The sequence below is a fragment of the Salinilacihabitans rarus genome (genome assembly GCF_024296665.1).
Lineage (GTDB): Archaea > Halobacteriota > Halobacteria > Halobacteriales > Natrialbaceae > Salinilacihabitans > Salinilacihabitans rarus.
In genome coordinates, this window is the sequence record NZ_CP100762.1 from 648,232 (window position 1) to 665,015 (window position 16,784).

Consider the following 16,784-nt stretch of genomic DNA (forward strand, 5'->3'; position numbering starts at 1 on the left):
GGTCGTCGTTTCACGAGTGACACCGTTGTCGGAGCCGAACGAGTTTCACCTCCGGAATCGACGTCGGGGGTCGTACTGGTTGCGGCGGTGAATATAAGCGCCGACGAGAGGTAGGGTGGACGACGTCGGGTACCCCTCCCGTCCGACGGGTCGGGCGGGCCCGAGCGAGAGACGACCATGAGTTCCACGATGACCGATCGACCATCCCCGGACCTGAAGTACGACGCCGACGCCGAGGCGTACGTTCTCGTCCCCTCGCCCGAGGCGGACGTGAGCGTCGAACTCGTCCTCGCGATCGCCGAGATAACCGACCGCGACCCGCTCGAGATGCGTCCGATCTACGAGTGTTGCGATCCGGAGACGATCGACGCGCTGTGTGCGGCCCGTCGAAACGACGCGGTCGAGATCGACGGCGACGTCTCGGTGACGATCGCCGACCACCGGGTGACGATCGAAGCCGACGGGACGTTCCGCGTCGAACCGCCGGCGTGACCCTAGCGTAACGCGGCGTCGATCGCCGCCTCGAGGTCGGCGATCAGATCGTCGACGTGTTCGATGCCGACGCTGACGCGGATCAGGGCGTCGGTGAGGCCGGCCTCGATGCGCTCCTCACGCGGGATCGCCGCGTGGGTCATCGGCGCCGGCTGTTCGATCAGGCTCTCGACGCCGCCGAGGCTCTCCGCCAGCGTGAACACCTCGGTGTTCGAGACGACCGCGCTCGCCTCCTCCATGCCCGCGTCGAGTTCGAAGCTCAGCATGCCGCCGAAGTCGTCCATCTGCTCCGCGGCGACCTCGTGGCCGGGGTGGCTCTCGAGGCCGGGGTAGTAGACGCGCTCGACGTCCGGGTGGTCCTCGAGCCACGCGGCGATGGCGCGGGCGTTCTCGCAGTGGCGCTCCATCCGGACGGGCAGGGTCTTCGTCCCGCGGAGGACGAGAAAGCAGTCGAACGGGCCGGGCGTCGCGCCGACGGCGTTCTGGTAGAAGCCGAACTGCTCGTCGAGGTCGGGGTCGTTCGTCAGCAGGGCGCCGCCGACGACGTCGGAGTGGCCCCCGAGGTACTTCGTCAGCGAGTGGGAGACGACGTCGGCGCCCAGTTCCAGCGGTCGCTGGAGGTACGGCGTCGCGAACGTGTTGTCGATGGCGCAGATCGCGTCGTGGTCGTGGGCGATTTCGGCCGCACCCTCGACGTCGACGATCGACATGAGGGGATTGGTGGGCGTCTCGAGCCAGAGCAGTTCGGTCTCCTCGCGGAAGGCCGCCTCGATCGCGTCGAGGTCGGTCATGTCGACGAACGAAAAGTCGACGTCGTAGTCCTCGTAGACCTGCGTGAAGATGCGGTGGGTGCCGCCGTAGACGTCGTTGCCGGTGACGACGTGATCGCCGGCGGAAAGCAGGTTGAGGACGGTGTTGATCGAGCCCATGCCGCTGGCGAAACAGCGGCCGTACTCCGCCCCTTCGAGGCTCGCGAGGTTCTCCTCTAGGTCCGTGCGGGTCGGGTTGCCGGTCCGGGAGTACTCGTAGCCGCGGTGGTCGCCGGGGGCGTCCTGCTCGTAGGTGGAGTTCGCGTAGATCGGCGTCATCAGCGCGCCGGTCTCCTCGTCGGGCTCCTGGCCGGCGTGAATCGCGCGGGTCTCGATCCGCTGGTCGTCGTCCATACGCGGGGCGACGGCGCGGAGGTAAGTTACGCTTGCCTTCTCCGCCGGCGTCGACGGGTCGCCGCCTCAGCGACGACCCCGGTCCGGGCCGTCCCACTCCGTCCGGAGGAGGCCGTAGATCACGCAGTCGACGTGCGTTCCGTCGACGAACATGAACTTCCGGAGCCGTCCCTCCTCCGCGAAGCCCAGCGACTCGAGGAGCCCTCGCGAGGCGTCGTTGAACGCGAACGCCCGCGCGCTGACCGCGGGGGTTCCGTACGTGCGAAAGACGTAGTCGACGGCGAGCGCGACGGCCTCCGAGCCGTAGCCCTCGCCGTGGACCTCCGGGACGAGCCAGTAGCTGAGTTCGGGGCGCTTCCAGTCGACGTCCTCGACGTTGACGACCCCGATCGGACGGGTCTCGTCGGCCTCGGGCGCGCCGGGTCCGGCACCGTCCGCGTCGAGGCAGACGAGTAGCCTGTCGTCGTCGCTCTCGGCCAGCGCGGCCTCGATCTCGTCGCGAGTTCGCACTCTGGAGGCCAGCGGATACCGGATCTCCGGGTTCGTACACCCCCGCTGCAGGAACTCGACGTCCTCGGACTCGGCCGTACGGAGGGTCACGCGGTCGCCGCGCTCGATCGCTGCGCCGGGCATGGCACGGAGCACTCGGCCGGCGCGGATAAGCCTGTTTGAAGCGTGGTATCCTCCGACGGGAGGAGCGCCTCGACCGGCGCGCACGGACGCGGAACGTGCGTTTTATAACGGTCACCGGACAAGAGGGGCGTACGACTATGCCGAACTCCAATGGACCTCGCCAGGGAACCCGGAAGAAACTCGCCAACGATCCCCGAGAGCGCGGCACCTCCCCGCCACAGCGGGCGATCCAGGAGTACGACGTGGGCCAGAATGTCCACCTCAAGATCGACCCGAGCGTCTCCAACGGACGCTTTCACCCGCGCTTCGACGGTCAGACCGGCGAAGTCGTCGGCAAGCAGGGCAGCGCGTTCAAGGTACGCGTCACCGACGGCGGCAAAGAGAAGACGCTGATCGTGACGGCTGCCCACCTCACGGGCCAGAAAGGCGAGGACAACCTGCCCGACCAGGAATGACGATCTTCAAGGAGATCGTCGACGAGGAGTACCTGACGGTTCCGGAGGTCAAGGAGCTACTCGCCGACATCGAGGCCGAGCGCGCCCTCGACGAGGACCGCGAACTCCGCTACGAACTCGCGCGGGCGATCGAACACGTCAACCGGTTTGCGGTCCTCGACCCCGAGGAGTCCCGGGAACTGGTCGAGGAACTGCGCGAACTCGAGAAGGTCGACGAGGCGACGGCGTACAAGATCGCCAACCTCCTGCCGCGGAACCGCGACGAACTGCGGTCGGTCTTCGCCCAGCAGCGCTACTCGCTCTCCGGGGACGAACTCGACGAGATTCTGGACGTGGTCGCCCGCTACGTCTGAACTCGGGCAGACTATTTAAGTGACCGGTCGCCGTACTCTCCTGCAATGAGTGACTCCGAACGCGACGAGGGCGACGTTCGCCGCGCGGTCGTGCTGGACTACCTCCCGCACGGCCTCTCCGGCGACGACCGTCCGCGGTACCAGAAGTCGCCGGCGGGATACGCGATGGGCGTCGACGACTTCCAGCTGTACGAGGTCGCCTTCGACGAGGACGTCCGCGTGACCATCGGTCGGCGCGTCGTCGTCGAACCGACCGAAGAGCGCGAGGCGGTCGTCCAGTGTCGGTCCGTCGAGTACGGGGACCTCTCCTCGGGCGCCCAGTCCGAGATCGAGTACGTCGTCCACGACCTCGTCGAGGAGGACGAGGAGCGGTTCGTCGACTTCTACAACGAGGCCCAGCCGATCACGCTGCGGCTCCACCAGCTGAATCTCCTGCCCGGCATCGGGAAGAAGCTACGAAACGGCATCCTAGAGGAGCGAAAGCGCAAGCCGTTCGAGAGCTTCGATGACCTGGAGGAGCGCGTCTCGGGGCTGCACGACCCCGACGAGATCCTCGTCGAGCGGATCCTCGAGGAACTGCGCGACGACGACCTGAAGTACCGCACGTTCGTGGGCCGGCGCGAGCGCGCGGAGTGAGACGGGCGCGGTTTCCCCCGAACCGGCGAATCGGGCCCCGCACAGTCGCGCGCCCGAGACGGTGCGTTTACGGCGGCCCCGCGCGTAGCCGGCGGCGATGAGAGACCCAGACGGGCTGCTCGCCCGGGCCGGCGTGCGCGGCGACCCGGACCGCGACCAGCACTTCCTCGTCGACGACCGCGTCCTCGACCGGTTGCCGACGTACCTCGGGGACGCCGACGCCTCCCACCTGCTGGAGGTCGGCGGGGGGACGGGCGCGCTGACCGACCGCCTGCTGGCGGCCGGCGACGAGGTGACCGTCGTCGAGCGCGACCGGACGCTGGCCGGGTTCCTCCGCGAGGAGTTCGCCGACGAACTCGCGAGCGGCCGGCTCACCGTGATCGAGGGCGACGCACTGGAGGTCGACCTCCCCCCGTTCACGGCGTCGGTCTCGAACCTCCCGTACGGCGTGTCGAGCGAGGTCACCTTCCGGCTGCTGCCCGAGAAGCGCCCGCTCGTGTTGATGTACCAGCGGGAGTTCGCCGAGCGGATGGTCGCCGACCCCGGAACGTCCGAGTACGGCCGGCTCTCGGTGTCGACCCAGCACTTCGCCGACGCCGAAATCGTCGAGACGGTGCCGAAGGAGGCGTTCTCGCCGCCGCCGGCCGTCGAGAGCGCCGTCGTCCGGCTCACCCCCCGCGAGCCCGACTACGAGGTGGCCGACGAGGCGTTCTTCCTGCGGTTCGTGAAGGCGCTGTTCACCCAGCGGCGCAAGACGATGCGCAACGCGATCCGGAACACGGCGCACATCTCGGGGCTCGACGACCCCGACGCGGTCGTCGACGCGGCAGACGAGGACCTGCTCGGCGAGCGCGCCGGCGCGGTGACGCCCGCCGAGTTCGCGTCGCTGGCGCGGCTCGCGGCCGACGTCGGGGGGATCGAGGACGACGATGAGTGAATCCACTCCCGAACGAAGGCCATGTCCGAGCTAGTCAGCGCCCTCGACGCCCTCGCCAGGCAGTTCCCGACGACCGAGCAGCGGCTGGCGGTGACGTTCGCCGCCGTCGGCACGCTGCTGTTCGTCCTGCTTTCCTACCGCGACCTCCAGGAGCGGGTCGCCGAGCGGACGCGTCCGCTGTACGCCGACGTCGTCTCGACGGTCGTCCTCGCCGGGACGACCGCGCTGACCATCGCGGTGACCCTCGGCGTCTGGGGGCAGACGACCCGGGTGCAAGACGCCTACGCCAGCCTCGGGCTGGGAGAGTCCGTTCTGCCCAACGCGATCCTCTCGCTCGTGATCGTCGTCGTCGCGATGGTCGTCTCGCGGTTCATCCGCCGGATCCTCCAGGAGTTGCTGAGCAACGCGACCGCCGTGACGGACCACCAGCGGGAGGTGACGAACCGGCTGACGCAGGCGGTCATCTGGTCGGTCACGCTCGTCGCCGTCCTCGCGACCTGGATCGACGACCTGAGCGGGGTCATCGTCGGGGCCGGCGTGCTCGGCGTCGTCATCGGGATGGCTGCCCGCCAGACCCTCGGGACGATGCTCGCGGGGTTCGTCCTCATGTTCTCGCGGCCGTTCGAGATCGGCGACTGGATCGAGATCGAGGGCGACGAGGGGATCGTCACCGACATCTCGATTTTCAACACGCGGATCCAGTCGTTCGACGGCGAGTACGTGATGGTCCCGAACGACCTCGTCGGGTCGAGCATGGTGACGAACCGCTCGCGGCGCGGGCGCCTGCGCGTCGAAGTCGAGGTGGGCGTCGACTACGACGCGGACCTCGACCGGGCGGCCGAACTCGCCGAGGCGGCGATCGAGGAGGTAGAGCAGGCGATGGACGCGCCGTCGCCGCAGGTCGTCGCGAAGGCGTTCGGCGACTCGGCGATCGTACTCGGGGTGCGCTTCTGGATCGACAAGCCGAGTTCGCGCCGGCGCTGGCGGGCCCGCACGGCCGCCATCGGGGCGATCAAGCGCGCGTTCGAGGCGGAGGGGATCAAGATCCCCTTCCCGCAGCGCGAACTCTCCGGGCGGGCCGAGACCGGCGGCTTCCGCGTCGACGACGGCGGGAGGGGACCCGAGGACGACCGACAGGCGGGCGTCGCCGAAACGCCCGCGGAGGACGACTAGATGGACCTCGCCGACCGCCGCGGCCTCGAAACGGACGTCTACCAGCCCGCCGAGGACTCGCGGCTGCTGGCGGAGGCGGCCGTCGACCGACTCGACGACGACGCCCTCGTCCTCGAAGTCGGTACCGGCTCGGGGTACGTCGCCGAGCGGATCGCCGCGGGGACCGACGCCCGCGTGATCGCCTCGGACCTGAACCCGCACGCGTGCGAGCAGGCACGCGAGCGCGGCCTCGAAGCCGTCCGTGCCGACCTCGTCTCGCCGTTCGCCGACGGCGCGTTCGACGCGGTGGCGTTCAACCCGCCGTACCTGCCGACCGACCCCGACGCCGAGTGGGACGACTGGATGGAGCGTGCCCTCTCGGGCGGCGCGGACGGCCGGGCGGTGATCGACCCGTTCCTCGACGCGGTCGGTCGGGTGCTCGCGCCCGACGGCGTCGTGTTCCTGCTCGTGAGCAGCCTCACCGGCGTCGACGACGTGGTCGAGCGCGCCGGCGAGGCGGGCTTCGGCGCGGTCGCCGTCGCCGACGAGTCGTTCCCGTTCGAGACGCTGACGGTGCTGGAACTGGTCCGGTGAGAGCCGCGGTCGCCGCCCGTCGAGTTCGTCGTTGGATTACTCTCGCGTATTCGCGAGGATGGAAAATATTAAACAGTGGCATAGCCTAGCCGCGAGTACGCATGACCGACTACGTCTCGACCACTCCGGGGCTGTTCCCGCTCCCGGACTGGGCGAAAGACGACCTCTCGGACCGCAAGGGCCACCAGAAAGGCGACCTCATAAGCGGCGACGAGGGCGAGGAGATCACCGCCGTCTACGAGGACGCGCGCGAGGACGTGATCGACCTCCAGCGCGAGGCCGGCCTCGACCGCGTCGTCGAGGGGCAACTCCGCTGGGACGACATGCTCGCACACCCCCTCGCGGTCCACGACGCCGTCGAGACCCGCGGCATCGTCCGCTACTACGACAACAACAACTTCTACCGCGAACCCGTCGTCACCGACGACCTCGGCTTCTCGGGCGACGTCGCGGGCGAACTCGAGTCCGCGGCCGACCTGACCGACGGCGGTCTACAGGCGGTCCTCCCCGGCCCGTACTCGCTTTCCGACCTCGCGACCGACGAGCACTACGGCGACGATGCGGCGTTTCTCGCGGCCGTCGCCGACTTCCTCGCCGGCGAGGTCGAGGCGTTCCCCGACCACGAGACGCTGTTCCTGCTCGAACCCTCGCTCGTCGAGACCCCGCCGGACGACGGCGCCGACGAGCGCGCAAGCGAGGCCATCGACGCCGTCGCGGCCGCGACCGACGCGGACGTCGTCGTCCAGCCCTACTGGGGCGCCCTCGACGAGAAGGTCCACGCCCACCTGCTCGACGCCGACGTCGACGCGGTCGGCTACGACTTCGTCGCCGACCACGAGGCGAACCGCTACCTCCTGCAGGAGTACGGGACGAAAGGCGACGTCGCGCTCGGACTGGCCGACGGCCAGAACACGCTGGTCGAGGAACCCGAGGCGATCCGCGAGCGCGCCGACTGGGTGTTCGAGCACCTCCCCGTCACGGAGTTCGACACCGTCTACCTGACGACCAACACCGAGACGTTCTACCTGCCCTACGGCAAGTTCGAGGAGAAACTGGCCGCCCTCGCCGAGGCCGCGACCCTCCCGGAGGTGACCCCCGCATGAGCACGAAAGACCAGTTCCGACCCGAGGACCACCCGAACGACCACTTCCTCCTGACGACCGTCGTCGGTAGCTATCCCAAGCCGAAGTGGCTCAACCGCGCGACGGACCTGTACGAGGACCCCGACCACGAGTTCGACGCCGACGACTGGCGGGAGGCGAAAGACGACGCCGCGCGCCTGATCACCGACGAGCACGAGCGCGCCGGCCTCGACGTCGTCGTCGACGGCGAGATGCGCCGCAACGAGATGGTCGAGTACTTCGCCCACCGCATCGAGGGCTACGAGTTCAACGGCCCCGTCAAGGTCTGGGGGCACAACTACTTCGACAAGCCCTCCGTGGTGTCGGAGGTCGAGTACGACGAGACGTGGCTCGTCGACGAGTACGAGTTCACCGCCGCCGCGAGCGACCGCCCCGTCAAGGTGCCGATCACGGGGCCGTACACGCTCGCGAACTGGTCGTTCAACGAGGCCTACGACGACGAGGAGAGCCTCGCGTACGACCTCGCGGACCTCGTCAACGAGGAGATCGAGAAACTCGTCGACGCCGGCGCCCGCTACATCCAGATCGACGAACCCGCCCTCGCGACGACGCCCGACGACCACGCCATCGTCGGCGAGTGTCTGGAGCGGATCGTCGACGACGTCCCCGAGGACGTCCGCGTCGGCCTGCACGTCTGCTACGGCGACTACTCGCGTATCTACCCCGAGATGCTCGAGTTCCCCGTCGACGAGTTCGACCTCGAACTCGCCAACGGCGACTACGAGCAACTCGACGTCTTCAAAGACCCCGCGTTCACGAAGGACCTCGCGCTCGGGGTCACCGACGCCCACGTCGCCGAGGTCGAGTCCGTCGAACGGATCGAGGAGAACATCACGAAGGGACTGGAGGTCGTCCCGCCGGAGCAACTCGTCGTCTCGCCGGACTGCGGGCTGAAACTCCTGCCCCGCGAGGTCGCCTACGGCAAGATGGCCAACATGGTCGAGGCGGCCCGCAACGTCGAGGCCAGACTCGACGCCGGCGAGGTCGACGTCGAGCGCGCGCCCGCGCCCGCCGACGACTGAGCGCGTTCCCGGCCTGCGGTCCGTCGTCCTCGTTCGCGCCGGAACGCCGTCGAGTCCGTCGCGGTAACGCGAGCGTACACCGGCGATGGCCGATCCCGATCGAACTACCGGTCAGCTACGCAGAATGTCCTCCGGAACTGATAACGTACCAAATATTTATCTAGATCTGTATTGTGGTATGCCGTTCCATGTCCGATGATCGAACGGCCGACGCCGATGGCGTCGACGCGTCCCGGCGGACGTTCATGCGAGCGACCGGCGCGGCGACCGCGGCGTCCGCGGTCGGCGCCGGCGCCGCGGGTGCGACGACGGGAGAGGCAAAGCGCACGAAACGGACCGTCGAGGACCTGATCGAGTCGATGACCCTCGAACAGAAGGTCGGCCAGATGACGCAGGTGGCGGTCGACGACCCGGAGGAGGGGTTCGACCCCGACGATCCGTTCCTCATGCACGACCAACCGGACACCGTCGGCGAGTTGTTCACCGACCTCCACGTGGGATCGATACTCAACGGCGGCGCCTCGGGGCCGACCTGGGACGGCGAGGAGTTCGTCGCGGGACTCAACGGCCTCCAGCGGCACACCGTCGAGAACACCGAGCACGGAATCCCGTTCCTCTGGGGCGGCGACGCGCTGCACGGGAACTGCCTGCTCGACGGCTGTACGAGCTTTCCCCAGCGGCTGAACATGGGCGCCACGCGGGACCTCGACCTCGTCGAGGCGGCCGCGACCCACACCGGCGAGGCGGTCGCGGCGATGGGCGGTCACTGGAACTTCGGGCCCACGACCGACCTCCTGCGTGACATGCGCTGGGGCCGGTTCTTCGAGGGTCACAGCGAGGACTCGATGCTGCTCGGCGAGATGGCCGCGGCCCGGGCGCGGGGCTTCGAGGACAACGGCCGCGTCGCCGCGACGGTCAAACACTTCGCCGGCTACGGAACCCCCAACACGGGGAAGGACCGCGCCCACGCGCGTACGTCGATGCGCGACCTCCGCACGCGGCAGTTGCCCGCGTACGCCCGGGCGCTCGCGGAGGCGAAGACGGTGATGGTAAACAGCGGCGCGGTCAACGGCAAGCCCGCCCACGCCTCCGACTGGCTGCTGACGCAGGTGCTACGCGACCGCTACGGCTTCGACGGCGTGATCCTGAGCGACTGGGACGACTTCCTGCGGCTGATCACCAACCACGAGTACCTGCCCGACACCGAGGAGGGGTGGCGACGGGCGATCACGGAGGGCATTCTGGCCGGCGTCGATATGCACATGTGCGGCGGCGAGGTCGCCCCCGCCGACTTCATCGAGACGACCGTCGACCTCGTCGAGAGCGGCGAGATCCCCGAGGAGCGGATCGACGAGTCCGTGCGGCGCATCCTCGAACTCAAGGCCGAACTCGGGCTGTTCGACGACCCCTACGCGCCGGAGGACGAGATCGGTGACCTCGTCGGCGGCGCACGGGACGTCTCCGAGGGGTTGGCAAAGGAGTCGCTCGTCCTCCTGAAGAACGAAGACGGGACGCTCCCACTTTCCGGGACGGAACGGGTCCTCCTGACCGGACCCGGCGTGGAGGACGGGATGCCGAACCGCTTTTTGATGCAACACGGCGGCTGGACGCTCGGCTGGCAGGGGATCGAGGAGGGGTACCCGACCGAGGACGGGCCGCGACCCCGCCAGAGCACCCTCGAAGGGGCGCTGGCCGACCGGCTGGGCGACCGCCTGACACACGTGCCGACCGAGTTTTCGGCCGCACCCTACGCGAGCATCTACGAGACCTTCGACAACGGCTTCTTCGACGTGACCGACGAGCAGGAGGCCGCGATCCGCGAGGCGGCGCCCGAGTCGGACGCGGTGGTCGTCGTGCTCGGCGAGGGGCCGCACAACGAGGGCTTCGGCGACCGCGACAAGATGCGCTTCCCCGAAGCGCAGCGCGACCTCGTCGAACTGCTGGCCGCCGAGACGGGCGCGGACACCCCGCTCGTGGGGGTCGTCCTCGCCGGGAGTCCCCGCGGAACGGAGGCGACGTTCCAGCACCTCGACGCGGTCCTCTTCGCCGGTCAGCCGGGGAGCGACGCCGGCGTCGCGGTGGCGGACACGCTGTTCGGCGACTACAACCCGTCCGGGCGGCTCCCGTTCACCTGGGAGGCGAACGTCGGCCACGTGCCGCTGTTCTACGACGACTACCCGCCGCGACAGTCCGTCGGCGCGAGCGCGGGGACCGTCCAGTTCGAGTTCGGCCACGGCCTCTCGTACACCGACTGGGCGTACTCGAACCTCTCGATCGACCCCGACTCGGTGGCGAACCCGGCCAAAAAGGCGACCGTCACGGCGACGGTGGCAGTCGAGAACGTCGGCGAACGACCGGGCGAGCACGTCGTCGAGGTGTACAACACCGAGTCGTACGGGTCGGTCCTCCAGCCCCACCGTCGGCTGATGGGCTTCGCGCGCGTCGACCTCGACCCCGGCGAGTCGACGACGGTCGAGATCGATCTCGACCTCTCGACGCTCGAGGTGATCCCCGGCGACGTGCCCGGCCACCGCGTGCGCGTGGTCGAAGCCGGCGAGTACGAGATCGCCGTCGGCTCCGACTGGGTCTACGGCGGGGACGACGGCGAGGACGGCGCGACGGCGACGCTGACCGTCCGCAAGACCGTCCCCGTCACGGATCCCGAGCCGATGCCCGGCCGGTACGACATCGACAACGACGGCGACGAGGACTTCGACGACGCGATGGAACTGTACCGACGGCTCAAACGGCGCGAGTAGTCGGCCCCGGCGACCGAAGCCGAACTCAGTCGCTCTCGACGGGCGTCGCCTCGCGTCCGGACGCGAGACCGGACCGGCCGGATCGCCACTCCGAGAGGAGCGTCGCCGCGACGAAGCACGCGAGCAGCGCCGCCGCGACCCGGCCCGAGTTGGTCGGGTCCAGTCGGTCGAGCGTCCGGTGGAGCCAGAAGACGTCCGCCAGCGGCGAGGCGTGGAACGCGGCCAGGTGCTCCTCGGCGACCGGGAGCGGGAGCGGGAGCACCTTGTAGGCGTCCGGGACCATCGCCCACCCGCCGCCGACCGCGACGATCGTTCGCGGGTACCGCGTTTCCGGGCGCGACGCCGCGACGACGAGCGTCGTCAGCGCGGCCCCGAGCGCGAAGTGTGCGACGCCCATCGACACGGTCTATCGGTCGTACTCGCTACGGCGTCGCCTTCAGTGTTCCTATCGCGGTTCCGGTCGGGGCGGGACGTAAGCGTACCACAAAACGCTAACTACCGTCCGCGTGAACGTCCACGTATGACGCTACGAGTCGGCGTACTTGGGTACCGCTTCATGGGCAAGGCCCACGCGAACGCGATGGCGCGGCTGCCGATGTTCTTCCCGGACGCCCCCGACGTCGAGCGCGGCGTGCTGGTCGGCCGCGACGAGGCGGCGCTCGCGGCGGCGGCCGACAGGCTGGGGTTCGAGGAGATCTCGACCGACTGGGCCGACGTGGTCGAGTCGGTCGACGTCTTCTACAACCTCGGGCCGAACCACGTCCACGCCGAGCCGTCGATCGCGGCGCTCGAAGCCGGCACCCCGGTGTTCTGCGAGAAGCCGCTGGCGCCGACGCTCGACGAGGCCGAGGAGATGGCCGCCGCGGCCCGCGAGGCGGGGGTGCCGGCCGGGGCGGCGTTCAACTACCGGTTCGTCCCCGCGATCCGGTACGCGAAGGAACTGATCGAGGCCGGCGAACTGGGCGAAATCCACCACGTCCGGGGCCGGTACCTCCAGGACTGGCTGGTCGACCCCGAGGCGCCGTGGTCGTGGCGCAACGACGCCGAGATGGCCGGTTCGGGCGCGCTGGGCGACCTCGGCGCGCACACGGTCGACCTCGTGCGCTTTCTCGTCGGCGACGTCGCGCGCGTCAGCGGCCAGTTGACGACCTTCGTCGACGAGCGGCCCGTCGAGGGGAGCGACGAGACCCGCCCCGTCACCGTCGACGACGCCTACACCGCCCAGATCGAACTCGAGAACGGCGCCGTCGGCACGCTCGAAGCCTCGCGGTTCGCGAACGGCCACAAGAACGACCACACGATCGAGATCAACGGCTCGAAGGGGAGCCTGCGGTTCTCGCTCGAACGGCTGAACGAACTCGAACTGCTGTCCGAGGGCGACCGCGGCTACGAGACGATCCTCGTCACCGACGAGGACGACCCCTACGTCGACCACTGGTGGCCGCCGGGCCACGTCATCGGCTGGGAGCACACGTTCGTCCACGAGAACTACGAGTTCCTCTCGGCCGTGGCCGACGACGGCGCGTTCGAACCCGGATTCGAGGACGGCCTCGCCGCCCAGCGGGTCCTCGCGGCGATCGAGGAGAGCGACGACCGTGGCGAGTGGATCGCGACCGAGTAGCGACTGGGTCGATCCGACAACATCGAGGCCGATTCTTCCCGATCGTCCCCGCTTCGGATCGGTTTCGTCGCGCAGTACGATGTCGGTCCAGATGCGCATCGACCGCTCGAATTACGCTGAGATGTGATCTCGAACGTGATGGCAAGCCCGTTCGGGACGTTCGCCGCGTCGCCACCAGCACCGTCATCTCGCTAGCAACACCCGGCGCATCACTCGGCGAGGAGCGTGCTCGCGAGTGGGGGAAATCTCCGGTGGGCGAAATGCACCGCGAGGACGACGACGATCGGCCCGAGAAACAGGCCGTACCAGCCGAACGCCAGCGTCCCGAGGAAGTATCCGAGGAGGACGAGCCCCATGTGAATCCCGCTCCGTGCGGAGAGCAACGACCGGGCGAAGAAGTCCGGAACGGTGTCGACGACGGTAAACGAGAGGAGGAAAAACGCGATCGGCTGCCAGAGCGGCGCCGGACCCGCGAGCGACAGGACGAGGAGGTACAGCCCGTACGGGACGTAGACGATCTTCATCCCGACGGCCGGGATCAGCGTCCCGATCCCGATCAGAAAGGCGAGCAACACCGGCGTGGCGACGACCTGACCGCCGGGCGCGAACAGGTTCAGGGCGAGGTAGGTGCCGGCGGCGATGACGGCCGCGACCCCGACGATCGCGAGGTTGCCGACGAAGATCGTCTCGAGGTCGTCGTCGACCGCTTCGAGGAACGAGACGAGGTCCTCGTCGTGGTCGACGCTCCTCGAGAACCACCGTCGAAGCTTCGAGTCGTCCCGCAGCAGGTAAAAGAGGAACGTGATCATGAGGAAGATCCGCGCGAGGATTCCGAAGACGGATCCCGCGATCGACGAGAGTGGACCGAAGGCGGCCGGAATCCCCTGCTGGAGCGCCGAGGTGACCGATCGGCCGGTGTCCGAGGCGAGCGCCTCCCGAAGGCGACCCACGTCCCGTTCGCGAGCCATCGAGAGGTACGGTTCGAGGGCCGACCGGTAGGCTTCGAGGTCGCTGGCGGCGAGGAACTGGTCGAGTTCGCGGAGGGCCGCGAGGGCCGCATAGCCGACGACGGCTAGCATCGGCAGGACGACGAGCAGGATCGTGATCGAGGCCGTGACGTTCGGGTGGGCGACGCGCCGATCGAGCAGGCGGTAGAGTGGACGGGTGGCGTAGTAGAGGAAGATCGCGAAGAGCAGGGTCCCGAGGTAGCTGTAGAGGGCGAATCCGATCGCGACGGCGATTGCCAGTCCGAGACCCGCCCAGACGGAACGGCGGCCGTCCCACTCGTGGAACGCGCACATGGTCGGTACACGGGCGTGAACGGCAAAAGTGACCGGCGTGACACTGCACGCGCCGGCAGGGACGTTCGACCCCGTCCCCGCGGCACGACGGTTTTTGTGGGAGAACGCCGAATCGGGGGCATGAAGATCATCAAGGACAGCGTCCACGACCACATCGCGGTCGACGGCGTCGCCCGCGACCTCCTCGACACCCCGGCGGTCCAGCGGCTCCGGGGGATCAAGCAACTCGGGACGGTCTCGCTGGTCTACCCCTCCGCGAATCACACCCGCTTCGAGCACAGCCTCGGGGTCTACCACCTCGCCTGCGAGGCGCTCGACGGCCTCGGCGTCGGCGGGGTCGAGGCCGAGCGCGTCCAGGCCGCCGCCCTGTTGCACGACGTCGGCCACGGCCCGTTCAGCCACAACCTCGAAGCGCTGACCCACCGTCACACCGGCCGGTACCACGACGACGTCCACGGCCTGCTCGCGTCGGGGCGGGTCGGCGAGGTGCTTCGCGAGCACGGCCTCGATCCCGCGGACGTGGCGGATCTGGTCGCCGGCGAGGGCCGGTTCGGCCAACTGGTCTCGGGCGAACTCGACGTCGACCGCATGGACTACCTCGTCCGCGACGCCCACCACACGGGGGTGCCGTACGGGACGATCGACCACGGGCGACTGGTGCGCGAACTGCGGTTCGTCGACGGCGAACTCGTCCTCGGGGAGGGGAACGTCCAGACCGCCGAGAGCCTGCTGGTCGCGCGGGCGCTGATGAACCCGACGGTCTACAGCCACAGCGTCGCCCGGATCAGCAAGGCGATGCTCCGGCGGGCCGCCGAGCGCCTGCTCGAATCCGACGACGTCGACGCCGAGACGCTCCAGCGGATGGACGACCACGACCTGATCGTCGCGCTGCGCTCGACGGCCGCGACCGAGGCGTTCTCCCGCCGACTGGATCACCGCGACCTCTACAAGCGCGCCGTCTGGGCCGAGATCGACGACGTCCCCGGCGGGATCATCGAGGCCGACCACGAGTCGATCCGCGAGTTCGAGCGCGAGATCGCCGCCGAGGCCGACGTCGACGCCGAGTCGGTGATCCTCGACGTGCCCGGCCGGCCGTCGATGACCGAGTCGACGACGCGGGTGATGGTAAACGGCGAGATCCGCCGGCTCGGCCACCAGTCGCCGCTGGTCGACGCCCTGCGGTCGGCCCAGTACTCCCAGTGGCGTCTCGGGGTCTACTCGCCGGCGCCGGCCCGCGACCGGGTGGGCCGGGCCGCGGTGGACGTCCTCGGACTGGACATCGACGGCTCGCTCGTCAGCGAGGTCCGCGACGGCCTGTACGCGACGCTCGACCAGTTCGTCGACTGACCGTCGGCGTCCCGATGACGAACGCTTCAAGGGCTCGACGCCGAAACCCGAGGTATGGAACTCACCGGCACGATCCTCCGGGGCCGCGAGTTCGAGCCGGTCGAGGGTCGTCTCGTCGTCGACGACGCGGGTCGGATCGACCGGATCGAGGCGGAACCCGTCGGCTCCACGGACCTGATCGTCCCGGCGTTCGTCAACGCCCACACGCACGTCGGGGACTCGATCGCCAAGGAGGCCGGCGGCGGCCTCACGCTCGCGGAACTCGTCGCGCCGCCGGACGGGCTGAAACACCGGCTCCTGCGCGCGGCCGACCGCGAGGAGCTCGTCGCGGCGATCCGCTCGTCGCTGCGGTTCATGCGCCGCGGCGGCACCGCCGCCTGCCTCGACTTCCGCGAGGGCGGCATCGAGGGCGTCCGGCTGCTCCGGGAGGCCGCCGACGACCTCGACGTCGACGCCCTCGCGTTCGCCCGGGGCTCGGTCGAGGCGATGCGCGAGGGCGACGGCTTCGGCGCCAGCGGAGCCAACGACGGCGTCTTCGACCGCGAGCGTGCGGCGACCCGCGAGGCGGGCAAGCCGTTCGGCATCCACGCCGGCGAGGCCGACCCGAGCGACCTGACGCCCGCGCTCGACCTCGATCCCGACTTCCTCGTCCACGTCGTCCACCCGGAACCCCACCACCTCGAACGGATCGCCGACGCAGAGGTTCCGATCGCGGTCTGTCCGCGCTCGAACCTCGTCACCGGCGTCGGCCTCCCGCCGGTCGAGGACCTCGTCGAGCGGACGACCGTCGCGCTCGGGACGGACAACGTGATGCTCAACTCGCCGTCGATGTTCCGCGAGATGGAGTTCTGTGCGAAGCTGACGGACCTCCCCGCGGCCGAGGTTCTGCGGATGGCGACGGTCAACGGCGCCGAACTCGCCGGCCTCGAGTACGGCCTCCTCGAAGCGGGCCGCCCCGCCCGGCTGGTCGTCCTCGACGGCGACTCCGACAACCTCGCGAACGCCCGCGACCCGGTCCGGGCGGTCGTCCGCCGGGCCGGCGTCGACGACGTCCGGGACGTGGTAGTCGCCCGTTGACCGGCGCCGTCCGGGAGTACGAGCGGATTACCCGAAAATCGAACCCGCGAGCCGGGATAACGTTATTACGGTTCGCCGTGGTATGTCATTTGCTACCGCG

Annotated in this window: 17 protein-coding genes; 13 read left to right on the forward strand and 4 right to left on the reverse strand. The window is 69.3% G+C overall.

Annotation, left to right across the window (positions count from 1 at the left end):
- The first annotated feature begins 189 nt into the window (after positions 1-189).
- The gene (locus NKG98_RS03525) at positions 190-492 is read left to right on the forward strand and encodes a HalOD1 output domain-containing protein (protein WP_254768290.1); all 303 of its coding nucleotides are present in this window, start codon (positions 190-192) and stop codon (positions 490-492) included.
- 2 nt (positions 493-494) lie between these two features.
- Here NKG98_RS03525 and NKG98_RS03530 read toward each other — a convergent pair whose 3' ends face one another.
- Positions 495-1,655: a cystathionine gamma-synthase gene (locus NKG98_RS03530; protein WP_254768291.1), complete on the reverse strand. Its 1,161-nt coding sequence runs from the start codon at positions 1,653-1,655 to the stop codon at positions 495-497.
- 66 nt (positions 1,656-1,721) lie between these two features.
- Positions 1,722-2,288, reverse strand: a complete 567-nt coding sequence (locus tag NKG98_RS03535) for a GNAT family N-acetyltransferase (RefSeq protein ID WP_254768292.1) — start codon at positions 2,286-2,288, stop codon at positions 1,722-1,724.
- 137 nt (positions 2,289-2,425) lie between these two features.
- On the opposite strand from NKG98_RS03535, the gene NKG98_RS03540 reads away from it, so the two are divergent.
- The 9 genes from NKG98_RS03540 (at position 2,426) to NKG98_RS03580 (ending at position 11,338) form a co-directional block, all read left to right on the forward strand.
- Complete coding sequence (locus tag NKG98_RS03540; RefSeq protein ID WP_254768293.1) at positions 2,426-2,743, forward strand: 50S ribosomal protein L21e; 318 nt, start codon at positions 2,426-2,428, stop codon at positions 2,741-2,743.
- Entirely contained in the window at positions 2,740-3,096 is a 357-nt protein-coding gene (locus tag NKG98_RS03545; protein ID WP_254768294.1) for an RNA polymerase Rpb4 family protein, read from the forward strand. Before NKG98_RS03540 ends, NKG98_RS03545 begins: the two co-directional genes overlap by 4 nt.
- Before the next feature lie 45 nt (positions 3,097-3,141).
- Complete coding sequence (locus NKG98_RS03550; protein ID WP_254768295.1) at positions 3,142-3,732, forward strand: DUF655 domain-containing protein; 591 nt, start codon at positions 3,142-3,144, stop codon at positions 3,730-3,732.
- 97 nt (positions 3,733-3,829) lie between these two features.
- Positions 3,830-4,669, forward strand: a complete 840-nt coding sequence (locus NKG98_RS03555) for a 16S ribosomal RNA methyltransferase A (protein ID WP_254768296.1) — start codon at positions 3,830-3,832, stop codon at positions 4,667-4,669.
- A 21-nt stretch (positions 4,670-4,690) separates the two neighbouring features.
- A complete protein-coding gene (locus tag NKG98_RS03560) occupies positions 4,691-5,842 on the forward strand; it encodes a mechanosensitive ion channel family protein (RefSeq protein ID WP_254768297.1) in 1,152 nt (383 codons plus the stop codon).
- Entirely contained in the window at positions 5,843-6,415 is a 573-nt protein-coding gene (locus tag NKG98_RS03565) for a HemK2/MTQ2 family protein methyltransferase (RefSeq protein ID WP_254768298.1), read from the forward strand. It begins immediately after the preceding gene.
- A 101-nt stretch (positions 6,416-6,516) separates the two neighbouring features.
- Positions 6,517-7,518, forward strand: coding sequence for a 5-methyltetrahydropteroyltriglutamate--homocysteine methyltransferase (locus NKG98_RS03570; protein WP_254768299.1), 1,002 nt, complete (start codon positions 6,517-6,519; stop codon positions 7,516-7,518).
- Positions 7,515-8,579 (forward strand): methionine synthase, encoded by a 1,065-nt coding sequence (locus tag NKG98_RS03575; RefSeq protein ID WP_254768300.1) that lies wholly within the window; start codon positions 7,515-7,517, stop codon positions 8,577-8,579. Before NKG98_RS03570 ends, NKG98_RS03575 begins: the two co-directional genes overlap by 4 nt.
- 188 nt (positions 8,580-8,767) lie before the next feature.
- Complete coding sequence (locus NKG98_RS03580; RefSeq protein WP_254768301.1) at positions 8,768-11,338, forward strand: glycoside hydrolase family 3 protein; 2,571 nt, start codon at positions 8,768-8,770, stop codon at positions 11,336-11,338.
- A gap of 25 nt (positions 11,339-11,363) precedes the next feature.
- Here NKG98_RS03580 and NKG98_RS03585 read toward each other — a convergent pair whose 3' ends face one another.
- The gene (locus tag NKG98_RS03585; protein WP_254768302.1) at positions 11,364-11,735 is read right to left on the reverse strand and encodes a hypothetical protein; all 372 of its coding nucleotides are present in this window, start codon (positions 11,733-11,735) and stop codon (positions 11,364-11,366) included.
- Between the two features lie 123 nt (positions 11,736-11,858).
- Here NKG98_RS03585 and NKG98_RS03590 point away from each other — a divergent pair, with 123 nt between their 5' ends.
- Entirely contained in the window at positions 11,859-12,959 is a 1,101-nt protein-coding gene (locus NKG98_RS03590) for a Gfo/Idh/MocA family protein (protein WP_254768303.1), read from the forward strand.
- A 209-nt stretch (positions 12,960-13,168) separates the two neighbouring features.
- On the opposite strand, the gene NKG98_RS03595 is transcribed toward NKG98_RS03590, so the two are convergent.
- Positions 13,169-14,260, reverse strand: a complete 1,092-nt coding sequence (locus tag NKG98_RS03595) for an AI-2E family transporter (RefSeq protein ID WP_254768304.1) — start codon at positions 14,258-14,260, stop codon at positions 13,169-13,171.
- A gap of 120 nt (positions 14,261-14,380) precedes the next feature.
- Between NKG98_RS03595 and NKG98_RS03600 the strand changes: the two genes are divergently transcribed.
- Together NKG98_RS03600 and NKG98_RS03605 are read left to right on the forward strand one after the other, a co-directional pair.
- On the forward strand, positions 14,381-15,607 hold the full coding sequence (locus NKG98_RS03600; protein ID WP_254768305.1) for an HD domain-containing protein: 1,227 nt from the start codon (positions 14,381-14,383) through the stop codon (positions 15,605-15,607).
- Between the two features lie 54 nt (positions 15,608-15,661).
- Positions 15,662-16,684, forward strand: a complete 1,023-nt coding sequence (locus tag NKG98_RS03605) for an amidohydrolase family protein (protein ID WP_254768306.1) — start codon at positions 15,662-15,664, stop codon at positions 16,682-16,684.
- The last annotated feature ends 100 nt before the right edge of the window (positions 16,685-16,784 follow it).

Coding starts and splice junctions, on each gene's coding strand:
- NKG98_RS03530 (WP_254768291.1), bottom strand. CDS start 1,655: ATGGACGACGACCAGCGGATCGAGACCCGCGCGATTCACGCCGGCCAG.
- NKG98_RS03590 (WP_254768303.1), top strand. CDS start 11,859: ATGACGCTACGAGTCGGCGTACTTGGGTACCGCTTCATGGGCAAGGCC.
- NKG98_RS03600 (WP_254768305.1), top strand. CDS start 14,381: ATGAAGATCATCAAGGACAGCGTCCACGACCACATCGCGGTCGACGGC.
- NKG98_RS03540 (WP_254768293.1), top strand. CDS start 2,426: ATGCCGAACTCCAATGGACCTCGCCAGGGAACCCGGAAGAAACTCGCC.
- NKG98_RS03560 (WP_254768297.1), top strand. CDS start 4,691: ATGTCCGAGCTAGTCAGCGCCCTCGACGCCCTCGCCAGGCAGTTCCCG.
- NKG98_RS03585 (WP_254768302.1), bottom strand. CDS start 11,735: ATGGGCGTCGCACACTTCGCGCTCGGGGCCGCGCTGACGACGCTCGTC.
- NKG98_RS03605 (WP_254768306.1), top strand. CDS start 15,662: ATGGAACTCACCGGCACGATCCTCCGGGGCCGCGAGTTCGAGCCGGTC.
- NKG98_RS03550 (WP_254768295.1), top strand. CDS start 3,142: ATGAGTGACTCCGAACGCGACGAGGGCGACGTTCGCCGCGCGGTCGTG.
- NKG98_RS03535 (WP_254768292.1), bottom strand. CDS start 2,288: ATGCCCGGCGCAGCGATCGAGCGCGGCGACCGCGTGACCCTCCGTACG.
- NKG98_RS03595 (WP_254768304.1), bottom strand. CDS start 14,260: ATGTGCGCGTTCCACGAGTGGGACGGCCGCCGTTCCGTCTGGGCGGGT.
- NKG98_RS03565 (WP_254768298.1), top strand. CDS start 5,843: ATGGACCTCGCCGACCGCCGCGGCCTCGAAACGGACGTCTACCAGCCC.
- NKG98_RS03575 (WP_254768300.1), top strand. CDS start 7,515: ATGAGCACGAAAGACCAGTTCCGACCCGAGGACCACCCGAACGACCAC.
- NKG98_RS03570 (WP_254768299.1), top strand. CDS start 6,517: ATGACCGACTACGTCTCGACCACTCCGGGGCTGTTCCCGCTCCCGGAC.
- NKG98_RS03580 (WP_254768301.1), top strand. CDS start 8,768: ATGTCCGATGATCGAACGGCCGACGCCGATGGCGTCGACGCGTCCCGG.
- NKG98_RS03555 (WP_254768296.1), top strand. CDS start 3,830: ATGAGAGACCCAGACGGGCTGCTCGCCCGGGCCGGCGTGCGCGGCGAC.
- NKG98_RS03545 (WP_254768294.1), top strand. CDS start 2,740: ATGACGATCTTCAAGGAGATCGTCGACGAGGAGTACCTGACGGTTCCG.
- NKG98_RS03525 (WP_254768290.1), top strand. CDS start 190: ATGACCGATCGACCATCCCCGGACCTGAAGTACGACGCCGACGCCGAG.